Below are 12,965 nucleotides of genomic sequence, written 5' to 3' on the forward strand. Positions count from 1 at the left end.
AATAATATTTTCTGAACCGTACCTTTCAGAAAACACCTTTAATTAAAATTAGGTTGACCATTGGAGGCGTTTACCCCGCCATCTATCGGCAAATTGACGCCATTGATAAAACTGGCATCTTCACTGGCTAAAAATGCAATGGCGGCTGCCACTTCAAAAGGTTGACCAGCTCTTTTTAACGGAATACGACTATCGAAATGTGCAAGCGTTTCATCATCAAAACGAGCCACCATTGGCGTCAATACTAAACTTGGGCAAACAGCATTGACACGAATTCCTTGTGAACCATAATCCAGAGCCATCGCGCGGGTTAAATTCACGACAGCGCCTTTTGCTGCGCAATAGTGAGCACTGCCCCAATCTCCCCCCAAGCCAGATACCGAGGCATTATTGACAATACACCCTTTGCTTTTTAGTAAATGAGGTAATGCAAAATAGCTACAATTGAGTACACCATTGAGATTCGTAGCCAGCACTGCATTACCGTCGTCTTGTGAAGTACTCAATAAATCACCTACCACATACAAACCTGCGTTGTTCACCAGAATATCTATTTGGCCAAAATGCCTGACGGTTTCATCAATCATATTGTTAGCCGATTCTCGGTTCGCAACATCCGTCTGAATCACCAACGCTTTGTCCGATGATAATTCGCTCAATACACGGTTAAGCTTCTCTGTATCCCGCCCAGCCAAGACCACAATGGCTCCCTCTTGTGAAAAACGCTTTGCTGTAGCCTCGCCAATGCCACTACCTGCACCAGTAATAACGACAACTTTACCCTCAAATCGCATCATTTTATTACCCTCATTGATATATTTTTAAAGCTTAGCGTGTAATATCAAATATAATTAATGAATTGGTTCCGTCTTTAATATTCACCAGAATATTCTTTGTTAATTATCTTGCTATGTCTTTTTTTATGATAGGTTAATCATTAAATATTGGTTTAAGCAGCGTCTATATCCGATGGAATACTTATAAGAAATCAGCCACTCTGGTCAGAGTGGCTGATGATTAACACTGTAATTAAATAATCAAGACTAAATTTTATTTAGCTAGTGTCAAACTATTGTTTGAACAGTCAATATTAATATGTGATCTTCAGCTCCAAATAAAATATTATATGTCAAATTTATCAATTGTAGCATCTATAAATTTAGCTGCACCATCAGCAAGGTGTTCAATATCCTTTGCGGTACTTTCAGATATGATATTTTTGTCATGAAGAGCCTCAGCTACACCATCAATTATTCTATCAACTACATCAACAACGGTCTTCAATATATCACCCAAAAAACCAGCACCGGAGACTTGTTCTAACTCAACTTTATTTAACTCTTTCATATATAACCCCATTTATTTATATCATTGATATATATATGTTTTAGAATAAAAGCTTTAGAATAAAACATGAAACCACAACACTAATCAGACAGCTCATTGAATATGGTTCCAGAAAAATTAAAACCCTCACAAAAAACAGGCTGACAAATAAAATGACAAAAAATCATATTAGTATATCTCCAATGGATTTCTTGATTTATTTTAAAAATCCTAATATTTACGACCAATGTATAGTTAAAGTTTATATTTTTCTGCAACCAAATTATATTTGAGTTCGGGTTTTATCATAATTCACTTAATATCAACATTAATTAAACGACGATTATTTAATATCAAATTAAGTTACATATTTTTTAATGTTAACATTATTTAAAGATACATTCCTTTGTCATATAATTCATGGTCTGCACCAAATGATTTTTTATCTATCTTTTCAGACAATTCATGCTATTGAAATGACACGTTTAGCAGATGCAATGGTTGATGGACGGTGCGCAATAATAATTTTTGTTATATTTAACGCTGATATTGACTCATTGATATACTTTTCATTATCTGAATCAAGGTGACTTGTTGCCTCATCCATAAATAAAATGCTTGGTCGTCGATAAATGGCTCTGGCTATCAATAGCCTCTGTATTTGTCCGCCGGACATTCCGCCACCTAGCTCACCAATGAGTGTTTCATATCCCATCGGCATTAATAAAATATCATTATGAATATTGCAACGCTTAGCACATTCTTGTATATATTCAATATCAGGAGCGTGATCGAATCCAGATATGTTGTCAGCGACAGAGCCAGAAAGTAATTTATCATCTTGTAATACACAAGAAATACATCTACGATAATTATTCAGACCAATAATATTAATATCTAGTCCATTAATTAAAATAGTACCTTTGCTGGGCATCAACAACCCACACATTAATTTCATTAATGTTGTTTTGCCTACACCAGATGGGCCAACAATAGCTACACTTTCTCCCGCTTTGACACTAAGATTAAAATTAGAAATGATGGGTTTTGATAAATTATCGTATTGATAATACAAGTTGCAAATAGTGAGTTCTGCCGGTAACCCTGAAATAACAATATTCCGGTTTGGTACTTCTCTTTCTGGTTCAGAAAGTACTATATCGGAAATGCGTTCATTATGTAAATTTAACATGCGCAATCTGAGTACCATGTCGATCAAATTACTTGCTCTGTCAGCAAATTGCCCACGATAAGCGTTAAAAGCGACAAACATTCCCAGAGTCATTTGATTATTGATAACTAATGAGGCACCTAACCACAGAATAATAATCTGTTCACAAGCAACAATAAGAGTATTAGCGATATCAAAGATTGTACCTATTTTGGCAAGTTTGGTATTTGAGTTAATCGTATCGATACTCAAATTTAACCAGGATTTTGCCCGATTTTCACATAATCCCAAGGATTTTAATGTATTAATGCTATATAAAGTTTCCATAAAATGGGAATTTGCTCTGGCATCCTTAACTATTTGCTCTTCGGAAAGTTGCCTATAATATTGATAAGTCAGTAACCTTAAGATGACATAAACAACAGTGAACGCTAATACTACCCAGACGAGCCAGTCACCGTAGAATAACATCATAATGAAAACACTGATCAACATAATCGCGTCGATAATGCTATTAACAATATTTTTCGTAAAAGTGGTTCGTATAATGTTTAATGAACCAAATCGTGACTGGATATCACCTAACTTACGTTTTTCAAAATAAGCTAAAGGTAATTTCATTAGATGATCGAACACCCCTGATTTCCATTGCACATCAACAAATGTTTCCATTGTAATGGATATCCAACTACGCAAAGTAGAGACACTTACTCTAAATAGAATAAAGACAAGCAGGCCACAACAAATAATAGTTAATAAGCTATTATCCTTTGCGATAATAACGTGATCCATAATTAGCTGCATTCCCACAGGGATCAGTACATTAATAGCTTCTATAACAAGAGATAAGAAGAAAATTTTCCCCAGTGTTGCTTTAAGTCCCTGAATATTATTTAGCAGTGATATAATACGTAATCTGCTTTGTTTTTTGGCAGGGACAAAATCATGACTTGGCCACAATTCTAATGCAATGCCAGTAAAATGTTTGGAAAACTCTTGTGTACTCAAGACCCTTTGCCCGAATGCGGGATCATGGATGGTAATTTTATTTTTCTTAACTTTAACTAAAACAACAAAATGATTCATATCCCAGTGCAGAATACAGGGTAATTTTAATGCGTACAGTTCATCAAGATCCAGCGATACGGCTCTGGTTTTGAATTTAAGGGCGCTGGCAATATTCACTAATGTAGTCAGTACAACGCCACGTGTAGAAATTCCAAACTGACTACGTAAATGGGATAAATCAATTTGTAATCCATGATAATGAAAAACCATTGCTAGGCTTGCTAACCCACACTCTGATGCTTCGGTTTGTAAAATTTTGGGGATTTTCCTTTTGAATCCTAGATTCAACTTATTAGTAATAGTTTCATAATTTTTTTTATCCATTTTGTGGTCCCATCAATGTTTTTTTCATGTCATAGAATGGTGAGAACATCCATTGATAAAGAGGACGTTTTTCAAGGAAAAAAGTAGATTGGGCTTTCATGCCATTCGATAAATTTAATTTTCTTCCGTTATAGTTAAACTGTTTTTTATCTAAGTTAACCAAAACTTTATAATAGGATTCGTTTTTTTCTCCTGTTTTATTTATAGGAGCGCTTCTATAATAAGACATTTCTTGAATAGAAGCCGGAATATATGAAATGTTATCAACATACCCTGAAAATTGCCCAAACTTCTCAAATGGAAATGCATCATAGCGTATATTAATTGCATCACCTTTCGAAATATAAGGCAAACTACTATTAGGAACCCATAGAATTAAAGAATAATTAGATTTTATATTATCCGGAATAACTTGAGCGAGAATATCATTTAAGGTTATTGCCTGACCAACGGTAAAACCGAGTGATTCAATGCGCCCATTAGTCGGAGAGGTTATAAATAGAGAGCCATTGGCTGTCATTTCAGTTAATTTTCGTTGTAAATCGTCACGTTGAATTTTATATTCAGAAATTTGTTTATCAAAATCAGCTCGCTTAAGAGTAATTTCACTATTCAGATTAGTAATTTTCAATGTATCACTGATATACTGGCTGTATAGATTCTGATACATATTTTGTTGCTGATAATAGGAATAGCCATAGCCATTAAACTGATCTTTTGTAATAAGCCCTCGTCTCTGATAGAGCTTGTAGCTCTCCATGTTTTTCTTTGCAAATTCAACCCCTAGACGGGCATTATCAACAATAACTTTAGACTCTTTTTGTGATTCTTCATACTGCTTTTTTTGTTCTTCCAGACTTATTAAGGTGATGCGCTCATTATCTTGTAATTTTTGGATAATATTATTAATCTGAACTAATTGATTTTTTAATGAGTTTTTTGTATTAGTACTAATTTTTCCTGACTCGGTAATTTGACTAAAGTCCACCTGATAGATTTTTTGTCCTTGTTTTACAAAATCTCCCACCTTGACAAATTCCTGAGAAATAAAACCCTGTTGAGAAGAGAAAATATTTATTGGATGAGGCGTGGTTATCACTTCGCCATAGACATTAATACGTCTTGTATAACTACCAAAAGTAATAAATATAAATAAAATAACCAAAAAAAATGATGAGGCAATACAAATAATCCAGGCGGGAATTCTTGCTATTAATAGTGCTTCTCCAGTCCATTTAGATTTTCTATTTTCTATAGCTTCTTTCCTAAACAAATTATTCATAATAGCCATGTGTAATTAATGTTTGTGTTTTTTAGCCATTGCAATTTAAAATGGAATATTAAATCAATATTTATCAGTGCAATGGAAATATTACCACTTTATTTTACGACATGTAATATACTGTATTTAATCTCAACGTAGTATAAACCGTTAGTAAAATTCTTATTTGGCGTAAATAACAAACGGTTCTTTTTCCAATATATTGATATAATTACGCAAATTAAAATTAAATATGATACAAAAAAGGTTTTGAATAAGCTAATACCCATCGAGCCTATACGGGATGCATAAAAATTAGAATGCAATGGTATTTTTGCTGATTATCGCCGGAGAGTTGCCGCCATTATCCGTGATTATGACATGCAGAGATAAAAGGAAATAAATCAGCCCTTGTTTTTTCTTATTTGATGAAAAACAAGGGCTATGTCACTGAGATAAAAAAGTAAAACTGCAACATGAACGTTTGAAAATATACCAGCCTCAATTAGCGATACATTTCAAACAATGACATCCCTTTTAAATCAGTAAAAGCCTTATAAGAAGCCTGTAATGCGGCCTGTTCCTGATAATAGCTGGAAATGGTAGAGAGTAAGTCGACATCAACCAATTCCCCCAGACGCACTTTATTGGCAATACTGCGTTCACTGGCTAGCGCATCCAGTTGTTCCATTTCCTGAAGCTGTATCCCTAATACGGCGTCCGCAGAGTATAAGTTGTTCAAGCTATTATCTACACCTCGGATAGCTTTGTTAATCAACTCGCCTGCTTCCTCTCTTTCTGCTTTGCTGGCATTAGTGAATGGCTTTCCAAGCGCCTCAAGCGCAAAATCAATGGAGGCAAAAATATCTGATTCACTTGTACTACCATCAGGCTCTTTAATCGGATTAGACGTTGCCGATAAAAAGATTTTTTCACCGGTATGGGCAATAATCATGGAACGATTATCATCCACTCTTTGGCTTATAGCCTCATGCCCACCTTTATAGTGAACTGTTCCACTGCTATCAGCCTCGAAAGGTGGAACGTCCGTCTTATAACCAGCAAAAATATAGCGGCCATTGCCATCGGTTTTATTTCCGAGATTCAATATTTGTTGTTTAAGGCCATCTAATTGTTGGGCATAAGATTCACGATCGTGATCACTTTGTGCACTGGCCGCCGCAATTAATGTTTCCTTAACACTATGTGTCACCGATACAACACTGGCAATAGTGCTCGATTGGGTTGACATCGTATTCTTGGCAAAGACACGAGCCGTAACAAATTGCTGATTCTGCGACTCAGATTGGGCAATCATAATACCCTGCGAAGCAGCCAACGGATCATCAGATGGGTTGATAACACGTTTGCCACTGGATAACTGTTCACCATACTGCATCCATTTAGCCTGAGCGCCAAAAACCCCATTCATTTTTTGGCTGTATAAAAGATTCGTACTTATACGCACAATATCACTTCCTTATTTCTCTTTAGCCAGTCGTATGATTAACGGATATCCAAGATGGCATTAAACAGCGTCGACGCAGTCTGGATAACACGGGCATTTGCTAAATAGTATTGCTGTAAACGTTGCAGTTCGCCGTATTCTTCATCCATGTTAACGCCAGAAATGGAATCAAGCTCTTTGTAACGTGCTTCTACGTTGATCTTCTGAGTTTCCAGAAGACGTTGAGAACTATTGGTTTTGCTACCCACAGTACTGACTAACGAAGCATAAGCATCGGTCAAGGTATTTTTACCATTAATTAGCTTTTCTTTTTGCAGGAGAGTGAATTTCTTCGCGTTGGTGTTATCGCTTGGACCAGAGTCTTTGGCGCCCGCAGTTGCCAGTTGAGAGGACTCCGTAATCTTAACTTCAAGTGTTGCTATGACATTATTGACCGTTTTCAGTGTGTACCGATCATTATCCTGTGGATTGGTCGCATTAATCTCAACTTTCAGGCCGTCAAATTCCAGTGTATTGCCATTTTCAGTTGCAGAGATCATTTCCCTGTCAGTAATACGCTGTACTTTCCAGCCACCACCTTCGTACTTAATCGTGTAGTCACTGTCTTTTACTTTAGTGGTATCGGTATATTCCACTTTAATTTCAGCCCTACCTTTGTTATTGCCGTTAGCAATAGTTTCTGGCTGCGCAAAGTTGAAGAAATCACTACCTTGTTTACCGTCCAGATCGAAACCACCACGCTGAACCTGATTGAACCGATCCGCCATCACTAAGCCCAATTGGTTTAATTGATTGCGGGTTGGGTCTATCACTTCACTACGCACACGCAATGCACCACCCAACTTTCCTTGCGAGATAAAGCGTTCATCAATTTCTTTCGTATCTATACTATTGTTATAGCCCAACGTGATACGGCTGTTCTCTGCACTGGATGGAATCGCTTCCAATCGATAGGATTTGCTACCCGATACCAGAGACATCCCGCCACCAAATGTGACGTTGTAGGTATTACCGTCTTGTTTAATCAAATCTACTTCAATAAGTTGATTTAACTTATCAAGCGCATCATCGCGTTTATCCAGTAAAGCCAGAGGTTCACCCGTTCCTGCACCACGCATACGAGAAATTTCATCGTTCAGAAAGGCTATCTCTTCCGCGTATTTATTGATGTCTTTAACATTCTGCTCAATTTTGATATTGATACCACTGTCCATCTTACGGAGAACTTGATCAGCGTCTTTAAATCGGTTAACCAAACCTTCAGCTTTGCCCAGTACAGTGGTTCTTGCCGCATTATCTTCTGCGTTATTTTCAAGCGTGCTCAGGCTCTTAAAAAAATCTTCCATAGAGCTGGAAAGGCTGGTTGCCTTATCCGCCAGCAGATTGTCAACTTGAGAAGCCTGACTATTGTATGTATCTGACGCCTGAAATTTAGTTTGTGCCGCATTATATTGCTGACTGACAAATTCACTATATTGACGATTAATGGAATTAACATGTACACCATTGCCAATAAAGCCAACTGGTGACATTTTTCCACTATTTTGCGACATTACCGTTGTTTGTCGGTGATATCCCTCGACCTTAGAGTTGGTAATGTTATTACCCACCACACTCATTGCCACCTGCGCAGCATTAATACCACTCATGGCAGTATTGATAAGATTATTGGACATGTGTCGATCCTTTTACGTTTTCGTTATGCCTCCATCGTGGGAGGGAATTCACTGCTACAGTTATCGGCAAAATACCCTGATCCTTGAACAAAATTGATGTCCTCAAAACAGGTTATCGAAATCATAGGTATAGGCTTTTGCCATTTGGTTGCCGGTGTTCTTTAACTGCTGGATCAACGACACTAATTTTTTGGCATAACCGGGATCGGTGGCATATCCAGCCTCTTGTAAGGAATACGCTCCCTGCTCCGCTGTAGTTGATTGTGCAACCTTGGTGTAACGGGGGTTTTCCGTCAGCAATTTGACGTAATCCGTTATCGCTTCCATATAAGAGCCATAGACGCGGAAGCTGTCCTGCATTTTCTTCGGTTCACCATCTATGTATTCCGTCGTCATAATATTGGTGACGGGCCCTTGCCAGTGTTTTCCCGCTTTAATACCAAATAAGTTATAACTCGGTTTGCCTTCCTTAGTCAGAATTTCTCGCTGCCCCCAGCCAGATTCCAGCGCTGCCTGAGCAATAATCAATAAATGAGGAATACCACTTTGCTGGCTCGCTAACTGTGCTGGCAAGGAAAGCATGGAAACAAAGCTGGCATTGTGCATTGGCAATGACTTTGGTTGTACTGAACTGTATTGAGATGAGCTATGCTGAGCAGAACGATTAGAAAAAACCGGAGATGAATTTTTAGATATAGCACCAGAGTCAGGCATAGCTCGGCGCATAAATGGCTCCAGTGCCTGCTTCGGTAATGTTTGCAGGATTTCATTATCCAGTGGCAGCGGCACAGTACTGGCTAATTCAGCAGGCACATTATTAGCGTTAGAGAATTGCTTGACGATCATGTCAGCAAATCCCAAACCCTTTTGGGAAAGATCCTGAGCAATTTGCTGATCGTACAGCGAAGTATAAAAACGTGTCTGCTCACTGCTTAAAACGCCATCCTGTGGCAATGAAGAACGCATACTTTTCAGCATCATCTGGACGAAGACACCTTCCAGTTGTTGGGCTACTTGCCGTAGCCCTTGTTGTGGTTCCTGTGACAATTTAGCTTTCAGTGAATGCAATGAATTAACATCGTAAGCTGCATTGGACATCGTCAGAAAGTCATTCATCAGATAATCTCCAATTTCGCCCGCAGACAACCGGCGCTCTCCATAGCCTGCAAGATAGACATTAAATCGGTTGGTGTTGCACCTAACGCATTCAATGCACGCACAACCTGGGTCAGATTCGCGCTGGCACTGAGTTGCTGCAACGCCCCGCCCTGCTCCTGAATGCCAATCCCTGTATTACGGGTCACAACGGTACTGCCTCCCGCCAATGGCGTATTGGGCTGATTAACTGCTATCTGGCGTTCAACGGTCACAGACAAACTACCATGCGCTATCGCACAACTGTCCAAGGTAACATTGCGATTCATCACCACGGAGCCTGTTCGGGAATTGAAAATCACTTTGGCATCGCCGGCATCTACACGGATAGGCAAATTCTGCACCTGAGCCAGAAATCTCACCTGTTCGCTGCTCTCAATCGGCAAACGCAACTGAACAGTACGAGAATCCAACGGTGTCGCCGTCCCTGTTCCCTTTAATCGGTTAACCGCATCACTGATTTTCTGAGCCAGCCCGAAATCATCATCGTTCAGTTGCAGGTTCAGTGTACCTTTCTGGCCGAACTGTGTTGGCAATTCACGTTCAATCACCGCACCATTGGAGATCCGGCCACCGGCAAGCTGATTGACTTTGATACTGTTACCACCGGCACTCGCACCGGCACCACCCACCAGAATATTCCCCTGAGCCAAGGCATAAACCTGATTATCTACTCCTTTTAGGGGAGTCATCAGCAATGTACCGCCACGTAAGCTCTTGGCATTACCCAGTGAGGAAACGACTATATCAATGTTCTGCCCCGCACGGGCAAAAGGCGGCAACTTTGCCGTCACCATCACGGCAGCGACGTTTTTAAGTTGCATATTGGTACCCGCGGGTACGGTGATCCCTAGCTGTGACAACATGTTACTCAGGCTTTGGGTCGTAAACGGTGTCTGCATGGTTTGGTCACCCGTTCCATCCAACCCAACGACCAAACCATAACCAATCAGCGCGTTATCCCTGACTCCCTCAATTGTCGTCAAATCACGAATACGCTCAGCAAAAACACTGGCAGATGTGAACGTACCGGATAGCACCAACAAAAGCGTAAAAAGGCTGGCGACTAATTTTTTCATCCTGACCATCCTCTTTTAAAACGGTGAGATATTGATAAAGAAACGTTGCAACCAACCCATGTGCTGCGCTTCGTTGATATAACCATCACCAACATATTCAATGCGGGCATCAGCAACCTGATTGGAACTCACCGTATTGTTGCCTGTGATAGTGCGCGGGTTAACAACGCCAGAGAAACGAATAAATTCCGTCCCCTGATTAATGGCGATCTGTTTTTCCCCCACCACATGCAGGTTGCCATTAGCCAGCAGTGTATCTACGGTCACAGTGATGGTGCCCCTGAAGGTATTGTTGGCATTCGCACCGCCTTTGCCGCCAAATTCGTTATTTCCTTCCATGCCTAGATCGGTTTTTTCACCACCCATCAATCCCTGTAAAAAACGGGGAGTCAAAGCTGCCGTGAAACTGGTTTTTCCATTACGGCTGGCATTGGCTGAAGAATTTTTGCTCGCACTGACGTTTTCTTGCAAGATAATCGTCAGCGTGTCACCAATATTGCGTGGGCGGCGGTCTTCAAACAGCGGTTGATAACCGTAATAGACCGGTTGGATAGTTTGAAAAATAGAACCATTTGGCGTTGGAGCTGGCGTTTCGGCGGGTTTTGCGGTTGTTTGCCCTTCCACCAGCGGTTTATGCGGCATATAAGCACATCCCCCCAATGTCAGTGCCGACAATGCGAGTACCACCACAGATATACTGATACGCCACTTATTTCTCTGGTTTTTCCGTAAACCAGTGGAGCCATAAGCTACATGGTTTTTAGCATGGCTTTCGGCAACGGGCATTGTATCCATCTTCTATGCTCTTAAGTTTATCGTAGAAATAGTGGGGGACGCGTTCCCCCACCATTAATAGTTAGGTTATAACTGTGTCAGTTTTTGCAGCATTTGATCAGAGGTCGATACTGCCTTACTGTTGATTTCATAGGCTCGCTGCACCTGGATCATATTGACCAACTCTTCCGCCACATTGACGTTAGACGTTTCAACATAGCCTTGATAGAGCACACCAGCACCATTGATACCTGGTGCATTTTCTACTGGTACGCCAGAACTGTTGGTTTCCAGATATAAATTTTCACCGATACTTTCCAGCCCACCTTCATTGATAAAAGTGGTTAATGTCAGTTGCCCGATCTGCTGGGGTGCATTTTGCCCTTGCACGTTTACGCTGACGATACCATCACGGCCAATATTGAGCTTAGTGGCATTGTCTGGAATGATGATGGCAGGCACTACCTGAAAACCACCAGCCGTTACCAACTGGCCGTTCTGATCTTTCTGGAATGAACCATCACGGGTATAACCACTGGTGCCATCAGGCAACTGGATCTGGAAAAAGCCTTGCCCTTTGATTGCTACATCCTGGCTGCTGTTGGTTTGTGCCAGATTGCCCTGACTGTGCAACCGTTCGGTGGCTACTGGACGCGCGCCCGTACCGATCTGCAAGCCCGATGGCAGGTTAGTCTGTTCAGACGACATTGCTCCCGGCTGACGTTCGGTTTGATAGAGTAAATCTTCAAATACCGCACGCTGGCGCTTGAAACCGTTGGTATTAACGTTTGCCAGATTGTTAGAAATAACATCCATATTGGTTTGCTGAGCATCCAGCCCAGTCTTGGCAATCCATAAAGATCGGATCATAAATTTATCTCCCCGATTAGCTCATAGCGAGAATTTGGTTAGCCCGCTGGGCATTTTCATCGGAACTGTGTATGACTTTCATCTGCATCTCAAAACGACGCGCGTTGGCTATCATGTTCACCATGCTTTCCACTGGATTAACATTACTGCCTTCCAGAACACCGGGCATGATTTTCACTTCTGTGCTGGCCGCCAATTCATTACCCTGCTGTTCCCGTGCCTGTGGCGTTAAATGGAACAGGCCATCATCGCCGCGAACCAGTTGGTTGCCTTCCGGTTTGACCATTTTCAGTTTGCCAATCTGGCCCAATAAAGTAGGTGGATCGCTGGCAATCAAGGCAGAAATGGCACCATCTGTCGCAATAGTCAGTTCTGCATTCGGCGGAACATCAATCGTCCCGTTTTCGCCCATCAACTGGCGCCCCTGCACCATCAGTTGCCCTTCGGGTGAAATTTGGATGCTGCCGTTACGGGTATAGGCTTCTGTCCCGTCTTCTAGCTGGACAGCCAGATAGCCACCTTGTCCGACTGCCACATCTAACGAACGGGAGGTATAATTCATGGGTCCCTGACGGCTATCCACGCCAGGGGTGGAGGCAACGACCAGCGAGCGTGTTGGCAAGGTTTCACCTTCAATCGGCACGGCACGCAGTGCCGCAAGCTGAGCTTTAAAGCCTGGTGTTGACGCATTGGCCAAATTATTGGCAGTGACAGCCTGATGCTCCAGCGTTTGGCGTGCAGCCCCCATAGCGGTATAAATGACATGATCCATAAAGCTATCCGCCTGAGCTTA

Annotated in this window: 11 protein-coding genes; all 11 read right to left on the bottom strand. The window is 41.0% G+C overall.

From position 1 onward, the window contains the following. Positions 1-38: 38 nt before the first annotated feature. The 11 genes from budC to Xish_RS00955 all read right to left on the bottom strand — a co-directional run bounded on the left by budC (position 39) and on the right by Xish_RS00955 (position 12,944). The gene (gene budC / locus Xish_RS00905; protein ID WP_244185863.1) at positions 39-797 is read right to left on the bottom strand and encodes a meso-2,3-butanediol dehydrogenase; all 759 of its coding nucleotides are present in this window, start codon (positions 795-797) and stop codon (positions 39-41) included. Positions 798-1,122: 325 nt separating this feature from the next. Next, positions 1,123-1,347 carry a hypothetical protein gene (locus Xish_RS00910; protein ID WP_099116304.1) on the bottom strand — a complete coding sequence of 75 codons (225 nt, stop codon included), beginning with the start codon at positions 1,345-1,347 and terminating at the stop codon, positions 1,123-1,125. A 442-nt stretch (positions 1,348-1,789) separates the two neighbouring features. Then, the gene (locus Xish_RS00915) at positions 1,790-3,889 is read right to left on the bottom strand and encodes a peptidase domain-containing ABC transporter (RefSeq protein ID WP_099116305.1); all 2,100 of its coding nucleotides are present in this window, start codon (positions 3,887-3,889) and stop codon (positions 1,790-1,792) included. After that, positions 3,882-5,171, bottom strand: coding sequence for an HlyD family secretion protein (locus Xish_RS00920; RefSeq protein WP_099118619.1), 1,290 nt, complete (start codon positions 5,169-5,171; stop codon positions 3,882-3,884). The genes Xish_RS00915 and Xish_RS00920 overlap by 8 nt, the downstream gene beginning before the upstream one ends. Positions 5,172-5,655: 484 nt before the next feature. Further along, on the bottom strand, positions 5,656-6,618 hold the full coding sequence (flgL, locus tag Xish_RS00925) for a flagellar hook-associated protein FlgL (RefSeq protein ID WP_099116306.1): 963 nt from the start codon (positions 6,616-6,618) through the stop codon (positions 5,656-5,658). Positions 6,619-6,656: 38 nt separating this feature from the next. Continuing rightward, positions 6,657-8,294, bottom strand: a complete 1,638-nt coding sequence (gene flgK / locus Xish_RS00930) for a flagellar hook-associated protein FlgK (protein ID WP_099116307.1) — start codon at positions 8,292-8,294, stop codon at positions 6,657-6,659. A gap of 102 nt (positions 8,295-8,396) precedes the next feature. Then, on the bottom strand, positions 8,397-9,413 hold the full coding sequence (flgJ, locus tag Xish_RS00935; protein WP_244186084.1) for a flagellar assembly peptidoglycan hydrolase FlgJ: 1,017 nt from the start codon (positions 9,411-9,413) through the stop codon (positions 8,397-8,399). Then, a complete protein-coding gene (locus tag Xish_RS00940) occupies positions 9,410-10,528 on the bottom strand; it encodes a flagellar basal body P-ring protein FlgI (protein ID WP_099116309.1) in 1,119 nt (372 codons plus the stop codon). Before Xish_RS00940 ends, flgJ begins: the two co-directional genes overlap by 4 nt. A gap of 15 nt (positions 10,529-10,543) precedes the next feature. Further along, positions 10,544-11,323 (bottom strand): flagellar basal body L-ring protein FlgH, encoded by a 780-nt coding sequence (locus Xish_RS00945; protein WP_099116310.1) that lies wholly within the window; start codon positions 11,321-11,323, stop codon positions 10,544-10,546. Between the two features lie 66 nt (positions 11,324-11,389). Then, positions 11,390-12,172 (bottom strand): flagellar basal-body rod protein FlgG, encoded by a 783-nt coding sequence (flgG, locus tag Xish_RS00950; RefSeq protein WP_074019644.1) that lies wholly within the window; start codon positions 12,170-12,172, stop codon positions 11,390-11,392. A gap of 16 nt (positions 12,173-12,188) precedes the next feature. Next, positions 12,189-12,944, bottom strand: a complete 756-nt coding sequence (locus Xish_RS00955) for a flagellar basal body rod protein FlgF (RefSeq protein WP_099116311.1) — start codon at positions 12,942-12,944, stop codon at positions 12,189-12,191. Between the last annotated feature and the right edge of the window lie 21 nt (positions 12,945-12,965).

Origin of the sequence: Xenorhabdus ishibashii (assembly GCF_002632755.1) — a bacterium.
GTDB lineage: Bacteria > Pseudomonadota > Gammaproteobacteria > Enterobacterales > Enterobacteriaceae > Xenorhabdus > Xenorhabdus ishibashii.